This window comes from Pseudomonas sp. SMSB3 (assembly GCF_052041965.1).
Taxonomy (GTDB): Bacteria; Pseudomonadota; Gammaproteobacteria; order Pseudomonadales; family Pseudomonadaceae; genus Aquipseudomonas.
Window position 1 is genome coordinate 12,712 of sequence record NZ_JBKGGV010000012.1, and the last position, 20,258, is coordinate 32,969.

The 20,258-nt window shown below is 62.1% G+C and carries 17 protein-coding genes; 13 read left to right on the plus strand and 4 right to left on the minus strand.

Annotated features, from left to right (window positions below; translation table 11 throughout):
- Positions 1-112: 112 nt before the first annotated feature.
- On the minus strand, positions 113-1,057 hold the full coding sequence (gene choX, locus ACLEJW_RS18385) for a choline ABC transporter substrate-binding protein (protein ID WP_145183755.1): 945 nt from the start codon (positions 1,055-1,057) through the stop codon (positions 113-115).
- A 147-nt stretch (positions 1,058-1,204) separates the two neighbouring features.
- Between choX and ACLEJW_RS18390 the strand changes: the two genes are divergently transcribed.
- Together ACLEJW_RS18390 and ACLEJW_RS18395 are read left to right on the plus strand one after the other, a co-directional pair.
- Positions 1,205-2,149, plus strand: coding sequence for a GlxA family transcriptional regulator (locus ACLEJW_RS18390; protein ID WP_313298525.1), 945 nt, complete (start codon positions 1,205-1,207; stop codon positions 2,147-2,149).
- A 181-nt stretch (positions 2,150-2,330) separates the two neighbouring features.
- Positions 2,331-5,174 carry a metallophosphoesterase family protein gene (locus tag ACLEJW_RS18395; protein ID WP_440778008.1) on the plus strand — a complete coding sequence of 948 codons (2,844 nt, stop codon included), beginning with the start codon at positions 2,331-2,333 and terminating at the stop codon, positions 5,172-5,174.
- A 105-nt stretch (positions 5,175-5,279) separates the two neighbouring features.
- On the opposite strand, the gene ACLEJW_RS18400 is transcribed toward ACLEJW_RS18395, so the two are convergent.
- Positions 5,280-5,681 (minus strand): lysozyme inhibitor LprI family protein, encoded by a 402-nt coding sequence (locus ACLEJW_RS18400; protein ID WP_313298520.1) that lies wholly within the window; start codon positions 5,679-5,681, stop codon positions 5,280-5,282.
- Positions 5,682-5,967: 286 nt separating this feature from the next.
- Between ACLEJW_RS18400 and ACLEJW_RS18405 the strand changes: the two genes are divergently transcribed.
- The 8 genes from ACLEJW_RS18405 (at position 5,968) to ACLEJW_RS18440 (ending at position 15,670) form a co-directional block, all read left to right on the plus strand.
- A complete protein-coding gene (locus ACLEJW_RS18405) occupies positions 5,968-6,945 on the plus strand; it encodes a dipeptidase (RefSeq protein ID WP_313298517.1) in 978 nt (325 codons plus the stop codon).
- Between the two features lie 77 nt (positions 6,946-7,022).
- A complete protein-coding gene (locus ACLEJW_RS18410) occupies positions 7,023-7,553 on the plus strand; it encodes a DUF5943 domain-containing protein (protein ID WP_013970507.1) in 531 nt (176 codons plus the stop codon).
- Between the two features lie 15 nt (positions 7,554-7,568).
- Positions 7,569-9,629, plus strand: coding sequence for a dimethylglycine demethylation protein DgcA (dgcA, locus tag ACLEJW_RS18415; protein WP_145183737.1), 2,061 nt, complete (start codon positions 7,569-7,571; stop codon positions 9,627-9,629).
- A gap of 180 nt (positions 9,630-9,809) precedes the next feature.
- Positions 9,810-11,762, plus strand: coding sequence for a dimethylglycine demethylation protein DgcB (dgcB, locus tag ACLEJW_RS18420; protein ID WP_440778009.1), 1,953 nt, complete (start codon positions 9,810-9,812; stop codon positions 11,760-11,762).
- Positions 11,762-12,994, plus strand: a complete 1,233-nt coding sequence (gene etfA, locus ACLEJW_RS18425) for an electron transfer flavoprotein subunit alpha (protein WP_313298505.1) — start codon at positions 11,762-11,764, stop codon at positions 12,992-12,994. The genes dgcB and etfA overlap by 1 nt, the downstream gene beginning before the upstream one ends.
- A gap of 10 nt (positions 12,995-13,004) precedes the next feature.
- The gene (gene etfB / locus ACLEJW_RS18430; protein WP_145183728.1) at positions 13,005-13,775 is read left to right on the plus strand and encodes an electron transfer flavoprotein subunit beta; all 771 of its coding nucleotides are present in this window, start codon (positions 13,005-13,007) and stop codon (positions 13,773-13,775) included.
- A gap of 205 nt (positions 13,776-13,980) precedes the next feature.
- Entirely contained in the window at positions 13,981-14,691 is a 711-nt protein-coding gene (locus ACLEJW_RS18435; RefSeq protein WP_440778010.1) for an RHS repeat-associated core domain-containing protein, read from the plus strand.
- 127 nt (positions 14,692-14,818) lie between these two features.
- Positions 14,819-15,670 carry an RHS repeat-associated core domain-containing protein gene (locus ACLEJW_RS18440; RefSeq protein WP_440778011.1) on the plus strand — a complete coding sequence of 284 codons (852 nt, stop codon included), beginning with the start codon at positions 14,819-14,821 and terminating at the stop codon, positions 15,668-15,670.
- A 42-nt stretch (positions 15,671-15,712) separates the two neighbouring features.
- On the opposite strand, the gene gbcA is transcribed toward ACLEJW_RS18440, so the two are convergent.
- Complete coding sequence (gbcA, locus tag ACLEJW_RS18445; RefSeq protein ID WP_145183719.1) at positions 15,713-17,005, minus strand: glycine-betaine demethylase subunit GbcA; 1,293 nt, start codon at positions 17,003-17,005, stop codon at positions 15,713-15,715.
- A gap of 295 nt (positions 17,006-17,300) precedes the next feature.
- Here gbcA and gbcB point away from each other — a divergent pair, with 295 nt between their 5' ends.
- From gbcB to ACLEJW_RS18460, 3 genes are all read left to right on the plus strand, one after another.
- Entirely contained in the window at positions 17,301-18,401 is a 1,101-nt protein-coding gene (gbcB, locus tag ACLEJW_RS18450) for a glycine-betaine demethylase subunit GbcB (RefSeq protein WP_145183713.1), read from the plus strand.
- A gap of 236 nt (positions 18,402-18,637) precedes the next feature.
- Positions 18,638-18,868 carry a hypothetical protein gene (locus tag ACLEJW_RS18455; protein WP_313298491.1) on the plus strand — a complete coding sequence of 77 codons (231 nt, stop codon included), beginning with the start codon at positions 18,638-18,640 and terminating at the stop codon, positions 18,866-18,868.
- Entirely contained in the window at positions 18,865-19,167 is a 303-nt protein-coding gene (locus ACLEJW_RS18460; RefSeq protein WP_145183707.1) for a cell division protein ZapA, read from the plus strand. Before ACLEJW_RS18455 ends, ACLEJW_RS18460 begins: the two co-directional genes overlap by 4 nt.
- A 50-nt stretch (positions 19,168-19,217) precedes the next feature.
- On the opposite strand, the gene ACLEJW_RS18465 is transcribed toward ACLEJW_RS18460, so the two are convergent.
- On the minus strand, positions 19,218-20,258 hold the full coding sequence (locus ACLEJW_RS18465) for a threonine aldolase family protein (protein ID WP_440778012.1): 1,041 nt from the start codon (positions 20,256-20,258) through the stop codon (positions 19,218-19,220).

A 20,258-nucleotide genomic window follows, 5' to 3' on the forward strand; every position in this document is an offset into this window, starting at 1 on the left:
TTGGGTTGTCTGTGGTGGGCTTTTCGCGGGCAAGCCCGCCCCCGCAGGGTTCTCGGTGAACCCTGGTCAGCGCTACTGCTGGGGGAGCTGGCTAGCCGGCGAACAGGCCTTGTCAGTTGGCGCTGAGCTTGAGGTTGTCCGCCGCCGGCTTGCCATCGAAGGTGGTCACACCTTCCAGCCAGCGGGCCTTGTCCTCAGGGTGGTCCTTGAGCCACTGGCGGGCCGACTCCAACGCGTCCTTGTGGTCGAGCAGCGGCTGCATCATGCGGCTCTCGTCCTCGGCGCTGAAGTTCAGGTTGGCCAGCAGGCGGTGGGCGTTGGGGCAACGTTGGGCGTAGTCCGGCGCGGTCACTGTCCACACCGTGGCACGGCCTTCATCCGGGCCCAGTGCGTCCTGGCTGTCGCCCAGGTAGGCCATGTCGATGTTCACGTTCATCGGGTGCGGCGCCCAGCCGAAGAAAACCACCGCTTCCTTGCGCCGCACGGCGCGGTCGACGGCGGCGAGCATGCCGGCCTCACTAGACTCGACCAGCTGGAACTTGCCCAGGTCGAACTGGTTCTTGCTGATCATGGCCTTGATCTGGGTGTTGGCACCGGAGCCGGGCTCGATGCCGTAGATCTTGCCGCCCAGTTCCTTCTCGAACTTGTGGATGTCGGCGAAGGTTTTCAAACCCTTGTCGTAAAGGTACTTCGGCACCGCCAGGGTGGCGCGGGCATCTTCCAGGCTGGGTTTTTCCAGAACCTTGACCTGGTTGGCGTCGACGAACGGGGTGATGGTCTGGGTCATGATCGGGTTCCAGTAACCCAGGAACATGTCCAGGCGCTGGTCGCGGATGCCGGCGAAGATGATCTGCTGCGAGGCGCTGGTCTGCTTGGTCTGGTAGCCCAGACCGTCGAGCAGCACCTGGGCCATGGCGCTGGTGGCGATGACGTCGGTCCAGTTGACCACGCCGAGGCGTACGTTCTTGCAAACTGCTGGCTCGGCGGCGAACAGCGGGGTGGAAGCGATGCTGCTCAGGGCAAGGCTCAACAGACTGCGGCGGATCAAGCTGTGCATGGTGGCTCTCCATCGGCAGGGCGTATTGTTATTGAGGGCGACCTCTGCGGGCCGTGTGGATAAGCTACGCTGGCGCCAGGGTGGGAAATCGCACCCTGGCGACCAAGATTTGCACGGAGGCGACCACCTTTCGTCGTGGAGCATGCAATGCCGCAACTGATTCATTTCCTGCTGTTGCCAGGGTTCTCGGCGATGGGCTTCATCAGTGCCGTGGAACCCCTGCGGGTGGCCAACCGCTTCAAGGGGCCGTCATACCAATGGCGCGTGCTGAGCCTGGATGGCGGTGCAGTGCAGGCCAGCAATGGCATGTCGGTCAATGCCGATGGCGCCCTGGGAGAGGGCGAAGCGGGCGGCGTGCTGCTGATCGTCGCCGGCTTCGAGCCGCTGGCCTGTTATGGCCCACGGCTGCAGCAGGTGCTGCGTCGGCTTGAGCATGAGGGCGTGATCCTCGGCGGCATCGACACCGGCCCCGTGGTGCTGGCCGAGGCCGGCTTGCTCGACGGTTACCGTGCAACGTTGCACTGGGAGGCGCTGGAGGCATTCAAGGAGCGCTACCCACGCCTGCAGGTGACCCAGGAACTGTTCGAGATCGACCGCCGTCGCATCACCTGCGCGGGCGGCACTGCATCGATCGACCTGATGCTCGACCTGATCGCCCAGGCCCATGGCAGCGAGCTGGCGGTGCAGGTGTCCGAGCAATTCGTGCTAGGGCGCATCCGCCCGCGCCAGGACCACCAACGCATGCAGATCGCCAGCCGTTACGGCATCAGCAACAAGAAGCTGGTAAAGGTGATCGGCGAGATGCAGGGCAATATCGAGCAGCCGCTCAATACCCAGGTGTTGGCCGATGCAGTGCAGGTGACCCGCAGGCAGCTGGAGCGCCTGTTCCGCTTGCATCTGGACGACACGCCCAGTGGCTTCTATCTACGACTGCGGCTGGACAAGGCGCGGCAGCTGTTGCACCAGACCGACATGAGCGTACTGGAAGTGGCGGTGGCCTGCGGGTTCGAGTCGGCTTCGTACTTTACCCGCTGTTATCGGGCGCGCTACCAGCGCTGCCCGCGTGAAGACAGGCTGGCCCGGGCCGTTTGAAGATCGCCGCTTGGCCAGCGATGAGTACGTCGGCACAACGCAAGCCGCCGACCTGATATTTCTGCCAGTTTCCTGCCACCTCTCGGCTGCTCTAACGTGGTGCCGTCCTCATCCAGTTGGAGCACCGATCATGGGGTGGCCTGGCTTCGTTACCGCATCACGCCTTTGTTTACTAGCACACATGCTGCTGACCGGCGCCGCTTTCGCCGAGGAGCAGACGCCGGCCCCTATTGCGGATCCAGCAGCAAGCAGCAGAGCCGCCGAGGGTTGTGAAGGCGCCGATTCGCAAACCTTCTCCGAATTCATCAAGCCTGGCTGGAACCAGCTCGCCAACTACCCGGGTAACCAGCAACTGATGATCTTTGCGTCCGATCCGCAAGCCTATCGCTACATGGCCGAGCGCAAACCTTTCAGGGAAGAGATCGACGAGCCTGGCTGGAAAGCAGCGGTCACCAGGACGCTGTCGGCAATTCGTGCAGAGCGGATGAGCAAAAACTACTACGTGCCGCTGGTGATCAATGGCGACATGACCGAGTACGGCCATGGCGATGAGCGTCGGGACACGCGCAATCTGTTTCGTCAGCAACTCGCCGGTGGTGTGGGCGGCCCGCTGATGCTGCCAGGTCTGGGTAACCATGATTATTCGAATAACGTGGATGACTGCGGCAACAATGGGTGTGCGCGGGATGCGACCTGCGACCAGATTACCTGGGTGCAGGCTATCTCGCCGAAGACCGGTTTCGATTACCGGTACAACGGAAGTACCCATACAGGCTCGCTCTCCTACGCGGTAGCGGTAGGGCGGGTCGAGTTGATCCAGCTCAACCTGGAACCGACCTATACCCGTTCGTGGTCCACGGGTGGCTTTCCAAACCCCAACCCTAAGCGCTATTTCAAGATCACCGACTCAATGGCATGGTTCGCGGGGGCCTTGGCCGATGCACGGCGCCGTAATCAGGTGATCATTGTCAACTTGCACAAGGACTGGGAGTGGCAGCGCAATATCAGGATCACTGAGTTTGCAGACCTGCTCATCGAATATGGCGTCAGTGCAGTGTTTGCAGGGCATATCCACGATTCGGTGGGATACGCGGGTTCTATTGTGGGTGTACCGGTGTATCGCTCAGGAGGCTTGCAGGCTCACAGCTACCTGCAAACCCTGTTCGATTGGAACAGCATGAAGCTCACCGTACAGCCGGTGCTCAAGGATCAATCAACGCAGCCGTCCAAGTCGATCACCAACCTGATCAGTTCGGGTGACCCGCAGGGCCTGGCCATCCGATTTTCAACTGCGGCGAATGGAAGCGAGATCTGCAGCCTGCGCAACGTTGCCGAAGAGTACCAACTCCTCAAGCCCCTTAACTGCGACTCCCCCGACATTCGCACGGCCTTGATTTACAACATGCAGCCTGGCAAAACGGTGTGTTTCCAGGATGGCACGGGGCTGACAGAACGTTGCTTCAGCTCAACGACCTTCCGTGGACGATTCAGCGCCGATCTGACTGGAAGCAATCCACAAGTACCCGCAGGTATGCAGGTAGTTTCGGTGGGGGCGCTGAGCAATGCCGTATCGATGTCGGCCACGCCGCGGCTAAGGTCGATCAACATAGTCTTGTTCGCTCAAGAGAGTGAGTGGGGGGATACCTGCGAGTTCAGGTTAGCTGCCGGCGCTCCTCGCACACACCTGCGCGACACGCGCTGCTCAGGGTTCGAGAGCAAAGCCGCTTCGGCCAGGCTGGAGGGCTTCACCCCAGGCGAGAGCATCTGTCTGCAAGGTACCCAGGCCGACTCGGAGCGGTGCTATTGGGGGGATCATGAAGGGGATGTGCATCTGCGCACCCTCAGCGGTATGCCCAATTTGCCCAAAGGCGTCTGGTATGACCATAAAGGCGGGCCGCTGACCCGGGGCCTGAGTTCTGTTTCGCACACCGCAGAAGTGCGCAAGAAAATGTGGATCAACGTGTATGACAAGCCCAACCTTCAAGGCAATACCTGCGCGTTCGCTTATGACTACAACGGCGCGAACCTGGACCTGTCCGACACCTCCTGTGCCAGTTTTCGCAATAAGGCAGCCTCGCTTCAAGTCGCTTACTTCAGCTCCGGGGGCAGCGTCTGCTTGCAGGGCGCAGATGACCGGGAGTGGTGCTTGTCCGGACCCTTCAATGGCACATTCAGCCTCAATAATTTGCAGGGTATGCCCAACTGGGTAAGCGGGGAGCAAGGCCGCAAGGTTGAAATCAAGGGGGGCGCACTGCTCAACAACCTGTTCAGCATTTCCAGCCAAGCGCGAAAGCCGACTAGGCCGGAGATCCTCTTGTTCGAGGGTGAACGCGTGACGGGTGTCAGTTGCAGGCTGCCGTTACCGCAGGGCGTGGCCGTGACCCGATTGAGCGGCAGCCCTTGTGACGGCTGGCAAAACCGCGCGTCGTCAGCTTACGTGAATGGTCTCGCACCAGGCCAGACGGTGTGCATTCAAGGGCATAGCGGAGAGCGCTGCTTCACCAGTCGGCAGACGGGCGGTTTCCGTATCGATTACCTCAATTTGGCGCCGGACCTGCCCGCCGGTGTTGAGATGGTCGCCCGAGGCTTCCCCATCACCAAGGACATCGTCTCCCTAGCGGCAAACACTCAGCGGCCTGGTGAGGAAGAAGCGTTGCAGGTTACCTTGTACGACCTTCCAGGAATGATCCGATTAAACGCCAAATGCCCGATCGTAGTTCCTCCAGGCATTCATTACATGTCGGACTTCCCATGCATAGTTGACTGGTCGATGGTAGCCACGCGTTCCATGAAGGTGAAGGGCTTCGCTTCGGGTGGCGTCTTCGGTGTGCTGGGCCAGAAAAACGGCGTGCCCGCCAACCGTAGTTATCGCGGCAGCTATGCAGGACCCTTCGACGTGCCGGACATGCATCAGGAGCATGCGCTGCCTGTGGGGTTGAGCATGTCGCAATCGGCAGGTGGGATCGAACACATTGGCCAGATCGTGTACCGGGTTGAATCCAGCCAGGCTGAAGCAGGTCACTGACAGACTGCACGCGGCCCGCTAGGCGCTGGGTCGCGCGTTCTTATCGGGTAGCGACCCGCCTGTCGGCCTGATGGCTGCGGCCGTTATCCGAGGTCCTACGCCCGTTCACTGCTGGCCGATGGACTGCAGATATTCCGAACGGTCATCGCTGTGCTGCGCCACGCAGGTATCCCATGCTGCCTGGAATGCGTTGCTGCCGGCTTTTTCGGCGTACGTCTCGACCGTGCAATCAGCATCGCGCAGCTGCCGCCACAGTTGCTCTGCAGTACTCATGCGCGCGGTCAGGGCACTGGCCTGGGCATTGTCGTCGGCATACTGGTCACGGATACGCTGCAGCAGGTCCTCGTACGACGCCTTCAGCTCGCGCTCGGCGGTGTGCTTGTTGAACGCCGCGCACGCGTACGTCTGCTGGTCGGTCTCGACGTTGTCGCATGGGGTGCTTTCTTCTTCGCCGGCCTGGGCGCCGGAGACGGCCGCCAGCAGTACCAGCCACGCCAATGATTTCATCCCTCTGCTCCTCATCAGGCTGACGAATCGCAGGGATTCTCGCTCAGACGCGCGCGCGGCGGTAGCCACCTGCAGAAATGTTCATGAACCGCTCGGCCATGTCGTTATCGAGACCGTCTCTCATTGCCGAACGGCGGGCCAGAGGGCGCTATGTCGCGCCTTGACGCTTTCGGCAAACCCCCTGTCGTTTTTGCATCGGGGCGTCACCGGGCACAGGCATATGCTGGCCCCAAAGCGCCGGCACGTGGTTCGGCGAAGCCCAACTGAATAAAAAGGGGACAGCCTGATGAGCCCAGCCGAGCTGCACGCCGACAGCATCGTTATCGACGGCCTGATCATTGCCAAGTGGAACCGTGAGCTGTTCGAGGACATGCGCAAGGGCGGCCTGACTGCGGCCAACTGCACCGTCTCGGTCTGGGAAGGTTTCAAGGCCACCGTCGACCAGATCGCCGCCAGCCAGAAACTCATACGCGACAACAGCGACCTGGTCATGCCGGTGCGCACCACCGCCGACATCCGCAAAGCCAAGGAGCTGGGCAAGACCGGCATTCTGTTCGGCTTCCAGAACGCCCATGCCTTCGAAGACCAGATCGCCTATGTCGATGTGTTCAAGCAGCTGGGCGTGGGCATCGTGCAGATGTGCTACAACACCCAGAACCTGGTCGGTACCGGTTGCTACGAGCGCGATGGCGGCCTGTCGGGCTTCGGCCGCGAGATCGTCGCCGAGATGAACCGCGTCGGCATCATGTGCGACCTGTCCCACGTCGGCTCGAAAACTTCCGAGGAAGTCATCCTCGAATCGAAGAAGCCCGTGTGCTACTCCCACTGTCTGCCTTCGGGCCTCAAGGAACACCCACGCAACAAGTCCGATGAAGAGCTGCGCTTCATCGCCGACCACGGCGGCTTCGTCGGTGTGACCATGTTCGCGCCGTTCCTGGCCAAGGGTATCGATTCGACCATCGACGACTACGCCGAAGCCATCGAGTACACCATGAACATCGTCGGTGAAGACGCCATCGGTATCGGCACCGACTTCACCCAGGGCCACGGCCAGGACTTCTTCGAGTACCTGACCCACGACAAGGGCTACGCCCGTCGCCTGACCAACTTCGGCAAGATCATCAACCCGCTGGGCATTCGCACCGTTGGCGAGTTCCCCAACCTCACCGAGACCTTGCTCAAACGCGGCCATTCCGAGCGCGTGGTGCGCAAGATCATGGGCGAGAACTGGGTCAATGTCCTCAAGGATGTCTGGGGCGAATAAGCCGCTCTCCACGCCTGACCGGCCCCTGCCAGCAACGCAGGGGCATCCAAACAAAAATTTTCTGGAGTTGAGTTTCCATGGCCAAGATCGCCCCGCAATTGCCAATCGAAGTCGACAGCGAGACCGGTGTCTGGACCAGCGATGCCTTGCCGATGCTGTACGTGCCGCGGCATTTCTTCGTCAACAACCACATGGGCATCGAGGAAGTCCTGGGCGCCGACAAGTACGCCGAGATCCTCTACAAGGCCGGTTACAAGTCCGCCTGGCACTGGTGCGAAAAAGAAGCCGAATGCCATGGCCTGGAAGGCGTGGCGGTGTTCGAACACTACATGAAGCGCCTGAGCCAGCGTGGCTGGGGCCTGTTCGAGATCCAGGACATCGACCTGGATAAAGGCACCTGCAGCGTCAAGCTCAAGCACTCTGCATTCGTCTACGTCTATGGCAAGTGTGGCCGCAAGGTCGACTACATGTTCACCGGCTGGTTCGCCGGCGCCATGGACCAGATTCTCGCTGCCCGCGGCAGCTCGATTCGCACCGTCGCCGAACAGGTGTACGGCGGGTCGGAAGAAGGCCACGAAGATGGCCTGTTCGTTACAAAGCCGTTGTAAGCCGGAGATAGCGTCATGGCATTCGAAGCAATGTTCCAACCGATCCAGATCGGCAAACTGACCATCCGCAACCGCGTGCTCAGCACCGCGCACGCCGAGGTCTACGCCACTGACGGCGGGATGACCACCGACCGCTACGTGAAGTACTACGAAGAGAAGGCCAAGGGCGGTATCGGCCTGGCCATTTGTGGTGGCTCGTCGGTGGTGGCTATCGACAGCCCGCAGGAATGGTGGGCGTCGGTCAACCTCTCGACCGACCGCATCATCCCGCACTTCCAGAACCTGGCTGACGCCATGCACAAGCATGGCGCCAAGATCATGATCCAGATTACCCACATGGGTCGTCGCTCGCGCTGGGACGGCTTCAACTGGCCGACCCTGATGTCGCCGTCAGGTATCCGTGAACCGGTGCACCGCGCCACCTGCAAGACCATCGAGGTCGAAGAGATCTGGCGGGTGATCGGCAACTACGCACAAGCAGCGCGCCGGGCCAAGGAAGGCGGCCTGGATGGCGTCGAGCTGTCGGCGGTGCACCAGCACATGATCGACCAGTTCTGGAGCCCTCGGGTCAACAAGCGTACCGATGAATGGGGCGGCAGCTTCGAAGGGCGCATGAAGTTCGGCCTGGAAGTGCTCAAGGCGGTACGTGCCGAAGTCGGTGACGATTTCTGCGTAGGCATGCGCATCTGCGGTGACGAATTCCACCCCGATGGCTTGAGCCACGAGGACATGAAGCAGATCGCCGCCTACTACGACGGCACCGGCATGCTCGATTTCATCGGCGTGGTCGGCTCTGGCTGCGACACCCACAACACCCTGGCCAACGTCATCCCGAACATGAGCTACCCGCCGGAGCCATTCCTGCACCTGGCGGCCGGCATCAAGGAAGTGGTCAAGGTACCGGTGCTGCACGCGCAGAACATCAAGGACCCGAACCAGGCCACGCGCATTCTGGAAGGCGGCTACGTGGACATGGTCGGCATGACCCGTGCGCACATGGCCGACCCGCACCTGATCGCCAAGATCAAGATGGGCCAGATCGACCAGATCAAGCAGTGCGTCGGTGCCAACTACTGCATCGACCGCCAGTACCAGGGCCTGGATGTGCTGTGCATCCAGAACGCTGCGACCTCCCGGGAATACATGGGCGTGCCGCACATCATCGAGAAGACCACTGGGGTCAAGCGCAAGGTGGTGGTGGTAGGTGCAGGTCCGGCGGGCATGGAAGCGGCGCGGGTCGCTGCCGAGCGTGGCCACGACGTGACCCTGTTCGAGAAAAAGGACCAGATCGGCGGGCAGATCACCATCGCCGCCAAGGCGCCGCAGCGCGACCAGATCGCCGGTATCACCCGCTGGTATCAGCTGGAGCTGGCGCGTCTGAAGGTCGACCTGCGCCTGGGCACTGCCGCTGACGTGCCGACCATTCAGGACCTGCGTCCGGATGTGATCGTGCTGGCGGTCGGCGGGCATTCGTTCCTCGAGCAGAACGAGCACTGGGGCGCTGACGAAGGGCTGGTGGTCAGCAGCTGGGACGTGCTCGACGGCAAGGTCGCGCCGGGCAAGAACGTGCTGGTGTACGACACCATCTGCGAATTCACCGGTATGTCGGTGGCCGACTTCATCGCCGACAAGGGCAGCCAGGTCGAGATCGTCACCGACGACATCAAGCCGGGCGTGGCCATGGGCGGTACGACCTTCCCGACCTACTACCGCAGCATGTACCCCAAGGAAGTGATCATGACCGGCGACATGATGCTGGAAAAGGTCTATCGCGAGGGTGACAAGCTGGTGGCGGTACTGGAGAACGAGTACACCGGCGCCAAGGAAGAACGCGTGGTCGACCAGGTGGTGGTGGAGAACGGCGTGCGTCCTGACGAGCAGCTGTACTACGCGCTGAAGGACGGCTCGCGCAACAAGGGCCAGATCGACGTGGAGGCGCTGTTCGCCATCAAGCCACAGCCGATGCTCAGCCAACCGGGCGAGGGTTACCTGCTGTACCGCATTGGTGACTGCGTAGCCCAGCGCAACGTGCATGCCGCGATCTACGACGCCTTGCGCCTGTGCAAGGACTTCTGATCGCACCGCCTCTGTAGAGGCGGGACTGGCCCCCCTGTAGGCGCGAGCAGAGCTCGCGATGGCGTCGGCTTTGGCAACCGGGTTGTCCGACCGGGCGCTATCGCGAGCGATGCTCGCTCCTACAGGGGTCCGCGCCGCCATTGAGGTGACGCAAGAATCCAGCTGTTGTGGGAGCCTCCCATGTTGAACACCCTTCTACCCATCCTGCTGTTCGCTGCCCTCGGTCTGGCGGTGCTCGGCGCCCTGCGCCGGGTGCGCATGTGGCGACGTGGCCGGCCTGCCAAGGTCAACCTGATCGGCGGCCTGCTGGCCATGCCGCGGCGCTACCTGGTGGACCTGCACCACGTGGTCGAGCGCGACAAGTACATGTCCAGGACCCACGTCGCCACCGCCGGTGGCTTCGTGCTGTCGGCCGCGCTGGCGATCCTGGTGCACGGCTTCGGCCTGCAGAGCAAGATCCTCGGCTACGCCTTGCTGGTGGCCACGGTAATCATGTTCACGGGCGCGATCTTCGTCTTCAAACGCCGCCTGAACCCGCCTGCGCGCCTGTCCAAGGGGCCGTGGATGCGGCTGCCCAAGAGCTTGCTGGTGTTCGCGGCGAGCTTCTTCATCGCTACCTTGCCGGTGGCCGGAATCCTGCCGGCCAATACCGGCGGCTGGGTCATGGTGGGCATTCTCGGCCTGGGCGTGCTGTGGGGTGTGTCGGAGCTGTTCTTCGGCATGACCTGGGGCGGGCCAATGAAGCATGCCTTCGCCGGCGCCCTGCACTTGGCCTGGCACCGCCGCGCCGAGCGCTTCGGCGGCGGTCGCTCCACCGGCCTCAAACCGCTGGACCTCGAAGACCCGCGCGCCCCGCTGGGTGTGGAGAAGCCGGTCGATTTCACCTGGAACCAGCTGCTCGGCTTCGACGCGTGCGTGCAGTGCGGTAAGTGCGAGGCCATGTGCCCAGCCTTCGCCGCCGGCCAGCCACTGAACCCGAAGAAACTGATCCAGGACATGGTGATCGGCCTGGCGGGTGGCACCGACGCCAAGTTCGCCGGCAGCCCGTACCCCGGCAAGCCGCTTGGCGAGCATGGCGGCAACCCGCACCAGCCGATCGTCAACGGCCTGGTCGATGCCGAAACCCTGTGGTCGTGCACCACCTGCCGCGCCTGCGTCGAGGAGTGCCCGATGATGATCGAGCACGTCGATGCCATCGTCGACATGCGTCGCCACCTGACCCTCGAGAAAGGCGCCACGCCAAACAAAGGCGCCGAGGTGCTGGACAACCTGATCGCCACCGACAACCCAGGCGGCTTCGCCCCCGGTGGGCGGATGAACTGGGCGGCTGACCTGAACCTGAAACTGCTGTCTGAGGTGAACACCACCGAGGTGCTGTTCTGGGTCGGAGACGGCGCCTTCGACATGCGCAACCAGCGCACCCTGCGCTCGTTCGTCAAAGTGCTCAAAGCCTCGGGCGTGGACTTCGCCGTACTTGGCCTGGAAGAACGCGACAGCGGTGACGTGGCGCGGCGCCTGGGCGACGAGGCGACCTTCCAGCAGTTGGCCAAACGCAACATCCAGACCTTGGCCAAGTACAGCTTCCAGCGCATCGTCACCTGCGATCCGCACAGCTTCCACGTGCTGAAGAATGAATACGGCGCCTTGGGCGGTGAATACCAGGTACAGCACCACAGTACCTACATCGCCGAATTGATCGCGGCGAAGAAACTCAACCTGGGCCAGCACAAGGGCGGCAGCGTCACCTACCACGACCCTTGCTACCTGGGCCGTTACAACGGTGAATACGAAGCGCCGCGCGAGGTGCTCAAGGCACTGGGAATCGAAGTACGCGAGATGCAGCGCTCAGGTTTCCGTTCGCGTTGCTGCGGCGGCGGCGGCGGTGCACCGATCACCGACATCCCTGGCAAGCAGCGTATCCCTGACATGCGCATGGACGACATTCACGAGACCGAGGCAGAGCTGGTGGCCGTGGGCTGCCCGCAATGCACCGCCATGCTCGAAGGTGTGGTCGAACCGCGCCCACAGATCAAGGACCTCGCCGAATTGGTCGCCGATGTGCTGATCGAAGAGCAAGCGCCGGCGCCTGCCAAGTCGCCCGCAAGCAAACGTGAACCTGCGGAGGTGCATTGATGAGCGACATCATCCGCCGCGACCCACGCGCCGAGTGGATCGCCCGTAACCGTCTGCATCCGCTGCATGCGGCAATGCAGACGCAACAGACCAGCTGGATGGGGCCCAACGGCCTCATGCGCAAGAATCCCCACGCCGTGGCGGCCGGGTTCGTTGGCCCTGCTGGCCTCAAGCGCATCGATCGCAGCGGCGCCCAGCAGGGCACCGGCGTCGGTGGGCGGCGCACGGCCGCCGCCGAAGTGCAGTTGCCTTTGCACCAGGTGCCGACACCGGCCTTCTACGTGGCGGTGGTGCCGGACATGGTCGGTGGCCGCCTGAGCAGCCATGACCGTGATCTGCTGGGTCTGGCCCACGGCCTGGCCGGCAGTGACGGCGCAGTGCTCGCCGTGGTCTTTGGTGAGCACAAGGAAAGCAACTTCGCCAGCGCTGGCGTCGACCGCCTGCTGGTGATCGAGGGTGAAGCATTCGAAGGTTACGCGCCCGAGCAATTGGTGCAGGGCCTGCGCGCTGTGGATAACCAGTTCACGCCGCGCCATTGGCTGCTGCCAGACAGCCGCACCGGCGGCGGCGAGTTGGGTCGGCGCCTGGGCGCCTCGCTCGGCGAGCGGCCGGCCACACGGGTGTGGCAGGTCAAGGACGGCCAATGCATCGGCCGTGCCGGCGCCGGCCAGCAGGACCTGCAGCGCTCGCTACCGCGCTTGATCCTGGCAGCCGCAGAGTGCGCCGATCCAGTCAGTGATACCCGGCATGAGGCACTGCCGGTCGAGTTGTCCACAAGCGTGGTGCGCAGCCTCTCGCGCATCGAAGACCTCGGTTCGGTGGCTGTGGACCCGGCGACCATCGCCATGGCCGAAGCAGAATTCATCGTGTCCGGGGGCAACGGGGTCAAGGACTGGGACCTGTATCACCAGGCGACCTCAGCCCTTGGCGCTACCGAGGGTGCCTCGCGGGTGGCGGTGGACGACGGCTTCATGCCGCGCAATCGCCAGGTGGGCGCCACGGGTACCTGGGTCACCGCGCGGGTGTACATGGCGGTGGGTATCTCCGGCGCTATCCAGCATCTGCAAGGCATCGGCGCCTGCGACAAGGTCGTGGCGATCAACATGGACCCTGGCTGCGACATGATCAAACGCGCCGACCTGTCGGTAATTGGCGACAGCTCGGCAATTCTCAAGGCCTTGATCGAGGCTGTGGAAAACTTCCGCAGCGGCGCTCAGCGCGATGCGGCATAGGGGCATGAGCATGAGTACGAAAGTGATCAGCCTGGTTTCCATCGGTGCTCACCCAAGCTCCGGCCGCGCGCGCCGCGCCGAGCAAGACGCACGCGCCGTCGAGCTGGGTTTGCAGCTGGCTGGGGATGATTTGCAAGTGGTACACGCCGGCGACCCGCATGAAGAAGCATTGCGTGCCTACCTGGGCATGGGCCTGGAGCACCTGGACGTGCTGGAGCAACCGGTCGGTGCCGATGTGCTGGGCGTGCTGGGCGATTACCTGCGCGATGCCGGCGCGCAACTGGTGCTGACCGGCAGCCAGGCCGAAACCGGCGAAGGCTCGGGGATGTTGCCGTTTCTGCTGGCCGAGAAGTTGGGCTGGCCGCTGATCGTCGGCTTGGCCGAGGTGGAGTCGATCGAAAACGGTACTGCCCAGGTGCTGCAGGCACTGCCGCGTGGCCAACGTCGCCGCCTGAAAGTGCGTCTACCGCTGCTGGCGACTGTGGATAACGCCGCCCCCAAGCCTCGCCAGAGCGCGTTCGGGCCGGCGCGCCGTGGCGTGCTGGCGGCGCGTAATGTCACGATCGTCGAGGATCAATTGCTCACGGATGCCGAGCTGCAGCCAGCACGGCCACGACCTAAGCGGCTCAAGGTGATCAAAGCCAAGAGCGGCGCGGACCGGATGAAGGCAGCCACCGCCAAGGCCAGTGGTGGTGGTGGCAAGGTGCTGAAGGACGTTTCTCCACAGGAAGGCGCCGAAGCCATCCTCAAGCTGCTGATAGAGGAGGGTGTCCTGCGCTGAGCCTGGCCACCTCATGGTTTCAGCCTGGTGCCTGTGCATGACGCGGTTTTGACCCAAGTAATCGCATTGCACGGCGCCGGCTGTGGACCATCACCGTGTGGACAGGGCATGTCGATGAGCCCGTCTACTGACAAAACTGCCAGTGGAGCGTGGCGCGTTCGGCCGGGTAATCTCTTTCGAGGTTCACCCATCAGGAACGGTCCCGATGCTCCTCGTGCCACTCGCTGTCAGTCGCTATTCTGCCTACGGCTACCGAGCGAATGCCACAGACGGTGTGCTTGCATTCAACGATGAGCGCCATGATCCCTTTACCACGTGTTACCACCTGGGCAATGGCTACCGTGCCTACAACCCTGCTTTGATGCGCTTTCAGTCAGCAGACAGGCTAAGCCCGTTTGACCAGGGTGGGCTGAATAGTTATGCATATTGCAGGGGTGATCCAGTCAACCACCGTGACCCCACTGGTGCCCAGTCAGAGTCCAAGCCAGCGGATTATGTGCTTCCAGCGCTGAGTGTTCTGACCAATATGGTGGGGCTGTTCATCAGCGGATTGCGCTTCAGATCTCTTTACAAGCAGGGCAGTGCTGCACGAAGGACTGCCCTGGAGCCGCTCGCGCCGGACATTCCATTGCCCACTCGCTCAGATTGGGTGCTTTCCAGCATCAGTGCCGTATCAGCTACTGCGGGGATTACCATCGGTATCACTCGGATGGTTGATCCGGAAAGCGACTGGCAAACCTGGGCAGTTGCAGGGTTGACGAGTATATCGCTGGCGACCTCTGCGTTTGAAGCATGGAAATTGGCGCAGCATAAACCCTGGCGATCGAGCGGCCCGCAAGTCGTACTTCCTTTGAGTGATTTCCGCTCGTCGCCGAGTCCGCCAGAAAGCGTCAGAGTGGTGAGGCGTACATCCTGAAACGTCCATGTAAAACGACCCGCGGCAGGCGTCGCCATCCGCTTGTGAAGCTCCCGCGCTTTTCGACATAGAGGCTGGTACATACCACTATCAGCTGTGAATTCACCCTCAATCTCCGAGGCCTGCCATGGAACATGTACGGCTACTTGCGCTCGACGGCCAGCATTCTGTCATCAACGATTCGGCTCATGTCCCCCGTGCGTATACGGCCTATGGGCGGTCTGCCGATCAAGACGGGCCAATGAGTGCGTTCTGTGGCGAACCCAAGGATCCTCTGACGGGCTGTTATCACCTAGGCAACGGCTATCGGCAATTCAATCCGGGCATCATGCGCTTTCAAAGTGCAGATAGACTGAGCCCGTTTGGCAAAGGCGGGATGAATGCGTATATGTACTGCGCAGGCGATCCGGTAAACCGTCGGGATCCGTCGGGTGGCTTCCCTCTACGCCGTACCTTCACATCGACGCTACCCACCACTACACCGCCACCCCCGGTACCCGCTATTGTCTCTGCAGTCGCCGGACACGCGCTCAACGGCGGGGTAGTGGCATTGAACGCAGCAGGCGCTGTCATGTCCCTGGTCTTACCGGTACCCACTTCCAGATGGGGAGTGGGCGCTAATGCGCTCGCAGTGCTTGGCGGCGCGATAAGTACGGGCGCGGCAATAACCAGCTACACCCGATTTGCTCCGCAAGCATTCGTTGCTGGAGCGCTTGGAACAGACTTGGTGGCCTTGTCACTGTTAACCAAAGCAGCTTTGGCCGTTAAAGCCATGGGACCCCGGGCATGGCAAAACGTCAAAGCGAACACGGGGGCTATGGTGACCGCCTGGTTTCCCCGAAGGCGAGAACCTATATCGCTGGAATTGACAGAAGTGGAGTTGATGCAGGATTCCGGAATAAATCCGGCTGGGAGGCCACCCTCCAACTCACCCTCCAACTCACTCTCAGACGAACGCAAGGATATCCGCAGCAGCTGATGAGAAACGCCTGTGGTTCATCCACAGGCGTGTTTCAGTCAGTTATTGAGCTTGAACTTCTTTCAAGTACGGCGCCGGCTCCGCCCCCAGGTTCTCCAGTACCCGCTGGCTGTACCAGTCGATGAAGTTGACCACGCCAAACTCGTAGGTCTTCGAGTACGGCCCGGGCTGGTAGGCGGTGGAATTGATCCCGCGCTGGTTCTCTTCGGCCAGGCGGCGGTCCTGGTCGTTGGTGGCATCCCATACCTTGCGCATGTGCTCAGGGTTGTAGTCCACGCCTTCTACCGCATCCTTGTGCACCAGCCACTTGGTGGTGACCATGGTCTCCTGCGCGCTGATCGGCCACACGGTGAAGACGATCATGTGATCGCCCATGCAGTGGTTCCACGAGTGCGGCAGGTGGAGGATGCGCATCGAGCCCAGGTCCGGGTTCTTGATGCGGCCCATCAGCTTCTGGCAGGCCTGTTTGCCGTCCATGGTCATCGACACGGTGCCCTTGAGCAGCGGCATGCGCACGATGCGGTTACGCAGGCCATGGCTCTTGTGCAGGTACGGGATCTTCTCGGCTTCCCAGGCGGCAGCGGAAGCAGCCACGTGGTCCTTGAAGGCCTGGTCGGCGCGCGGGTCATTGGTGTCGTCCCACTCCAGCAGGCTTTGCAGCAGCTCTGGGTGGGAGCCGGAGCAGTGGTAGCACTCGCGGTTGTTTTCCAGCACCAGCTTCCAGTTGGCCTTTTCCATCAAGGTGGTCTGCACCGCCACCTTGGTGTTTTCCATGTCGTACGGTTCCATATAGTGGTCCAGGGTGGCCAGGAACTCGTCGATGGCAGGCGGGTTTTCCGCCAGGCTGATGAAGATATAGCCGCCGGCGACCTTCACGTGCACAGGCTTGAGGCCGTACTCCTTCATGTCGAAATCGGCGCCCATTTCGGTGCCGGCGAACAGCAGGCGGCCGTCCAGTTCATAGGTCCACTGGTGGTAGTGGCAGACCAGCTTGGCCACCTTGCCCTTGTCGCTGACGCACAGGCGTGAACCGCGGTGGCGGCAGACGTTATGGAAGGCATGCACCTTGCCTTCGGTGCCTCGCACCACCAGGATCGGATTCTTGCCGATCTGCAAGGTGATGTAGTTGCCCTTGGCCGGGATCTCGCACGTCATGCCGGCGATCAACCACTCCTTGTGGAAGATCTCCTGCATGTCGATCTGGAACAGACGCTCGTCGGTGTAGAACGGCTGGGGCAGCGAGTAGGTGCGCTCGCGGGTCTGCAGCATCTCGGCAGTCGCCTTGCGTGCAGCTTCAAGTGGATCGCCCAGGCTCAGGGTTGCGGTGACGTCCATCGTGTATTCCTCGGGGCCGTGTGCGGCCGGCAAAAGGTGGCTAATCGTTGTTGTGGTTGGCGCAAGGCTGCCTGCGAAAAATGGCAGGTTGTTTTGCCGTGGAGTGTGCGTCCGAAGGCGGCGTGATCCGTATCCATGGGCGACATGGCCGATTTGAATTACGACGCGCCAAGCCTTGTCGTGCGGGGCTGGTCGCGATAAGCACGCCGATGTCGCTGGCAGGAATGTACGGCGTCGCAAGCTTGCGCATTATCCCAGCCATAAAAAGCCCACTAGTCGGCTGCTGGAGATGAACATGTCCGATACCTTCCTCAATCCGGTCACTACCCAGACCTGGGCCAACGGCCGCCACATCGTGCGCTGCGTCAAGGTCATCCAGGAGACCTGGGACGTGCGCACCTTCTGCTTCATGGCCGACCAGCCGATCATGTTCTTCTTCAAGCCCGGGCAGTTCGTGACCCTGGAGCTGGAGATCGAAGGCAAGCCGGTGATGCGCTCCTACACCATCTCCAGCTCGCCGTCGGTGCCCTACAGCTTCTCGATCACGGTCAAGCGCGTGCCGGGCGGGCAGGTGTCCAACTTCCTGCACGACACCATGCACGAAGGCGCCGAGTTGCCGGTGCACGGCCCGGTGGGCTTGTTCAATGCCATCGATTTCCCGGCGGCCAAGGTGCTCTACCTTTCCGGTGGCGTCGGTATCACCCCGGTGATGTCGATGGCGCGCTGGTTCTACGACACCAATGCCAATGTCGACATGGTGTTCGTGCACAGCGCTCGTTCGCCCAAGGACATCATCTACCACCGCGAGCTCGAACAAATGGCCTCGCGCGTGCCGAACTTCAGCCTGCACATCATTTGCGAGAAACATGGCCTGGGCGAGCCCTGGGCGGGTTATCGCGGTTATCTGAACCAGCGCCTGATGGAGCTGATCGCTCCGGACTACATGGAGCGCGTGGTGTTCTGTTGCGGTCCGACCCCGTACATGAGCGCAGTCAAGCGCATGCTCGAAGCGGTCGGCTTCGACATGAAGAACTACCACGAGGAGTCGTTCGGGGCGACCCCAGCGGAGGCCAAGGCCGATGCCGTGGAGCATGCCGAGCAGGCTGCCGATGCACCGGAAGTCGATGCCTCGGACCTGAACCTGGTGGAATTCATCGGCAGCGAGAAGAGCATCCGCATCGCCCCGGGCGAGACCGTGCACGCGGCTGCAGCGAAAGTCGGCCTGATGATCCCCAAAGCTTGCGGCATGGGCATCTGTGGCACCTGCAAGGTGCTCAAGCTGGGCGGTGAAGTGGAGATGGAACACAACGGCGGGATCACCGAAGAAGACGAGGCCGAAGGCTACATCCTGTCGTGCTGCAGCGTGCCCAAGGGCGACGTGCGCATCGACTACTAAGGTGCAAGCTGCAAGCTGCAAGAGGGAACGCGCCACCGTCGCTCTTTCTTGTAGCTTGCAGCTTGTAGCTAGCCATTAGCAGCTCGAAAGCTGACCGACGGTTGACGCAGGTCGGAACAAGGGAGCCGATAGCCTGTCAATCTGCGGCGTGAAACCTCGCGAAATCGATATTTAATGGCGGGGGCTCACGCTTTTCTTTATCGTGTGCGCCCTTTGCAACAACCGAGATAGACCCCATGCTGGAAGCCTCCCTGAATCAACTCGAGCAACTGGTCAGCGACCTGATGCAGAAAAATGCGCAACTCACCGCGCACAACGCCACCCTCGGCCAGGAACTGGCCCAGGCCAAGGAAGAGAACGAAACCCTGCAGCTGTCGCTGATGGAGCAGGAAGAGAAGCAAGGCGCCGCCGCAGCGCGCATCCAGGCCCTGCTCGAGCGCGCCAGTGCAGGTGCCGTCGAGGCATGAGACTGCAAGAGCAGCCGATCAATGTCGTGTCGATTCTCGGCATCGACTATTCGATCAAGGCGCCAGAGGGCCAGGAAGAAACCCTGGCCCAGGCCGTGCGGATGCTCAACACCGCGCTGAACGACACCAAGCGACAGTACCCGACCCTGATTGGTGACAAACTGCTGGTGCTCGCTGCACTGAACCTGTGTTCCAAGCAGGTCGAGCTGCAGCACGAACACCAGAACACCTTGGCGCGCACCCAGGCGCAGATTGACGCCACGGTCGATGCCATCGTGCGCACCATCGCCGAACAGTAATGCCTGCGCAGGCCCCAGGCGAGCGCAGGCTTGCCTGCGCATGGGGCCCGTCAGGCGCTGACGATGCTGCGAATATCGGCTGCCAACTCGCGCACTCGCGCTTCTTCGGTATCCCACGAGCACATGAACCGCGCGCCGCCGCTGCCGATGAAGGTGTAGAAGCGCCAGCCCTTGCTGCGCAGCGCTTCGAGTGCGTGCTCAGGCAGCTGCAGGAACACCCCGTTGGCCTCCACCGGGAACATCAACTGCACGTCGGGTAGGCCACTGACCAACGACGCCAGCAACTGCGCGCAATGATTGGCGTGTCCACCATGGCGCAACCAGGCGCCGTCCTCCAGCAACCCCACCCATGGCGCCGACAGGAAGCGCATCTTCGAGGCCAGCTGCCCGGCCTGCTTGCAGCGGTAATCGAAGTCTTCAGCCAGCTGACGGTTGAAGAACAGGATCGCCTCGCCCACGGCCATGCCGTTCTTGGTGCCGCCAAAGCACAGCACATCGACGCCGGCTTTCCAGGTCAGCTCGGCCGGGCTGCAGCCGAGGAACGCGCAAGCGTTGGTGAAGCGCGCGCCATCCATGTGCAGGTTCAGCCCCAGCTCCTTGCAGGTCGCGCTGATCGCCTTGAGCTCGTCAGGGCGATACACCGTGCCCACTTCGGTGGCCTGGGTGATGGTCACCACGCGTGGCTTGGGGTAGTGGATGTCCTGACGCTTGAGCGCCACCTCGCGGATCGACTCGGGCGTCAGCTTGCCGTTGACGCTGGCTGCGGTCAGCAGCTTGGAGCCGTTGGAGAAGAACTCCGGCGCGCCGCACTCGTCGGTTTCGACGTGGGCTGTCTCGGAGCAGATCACGCTGTGATAGCTCTGGCACAGCGAGGCCAGGGCCAGGGAGTTGGCGGCCGTGCCGTTGAAGGCGAAGAACACCTCGCAGTCGGTTTCGAACAGGTCGCGAAAATACTGGGCCGCGCGCTCGGTCCACTGGTCGTCGCCGTAGGCGCGATCATGGCCCTGGTTGGCCTTCTCCATGGCGGCCCAGGCTTCTGGGCAAATCCCGGAATAGTTGTCGCTGGCAAATTGCTGGCTCTTGTCTGTCAT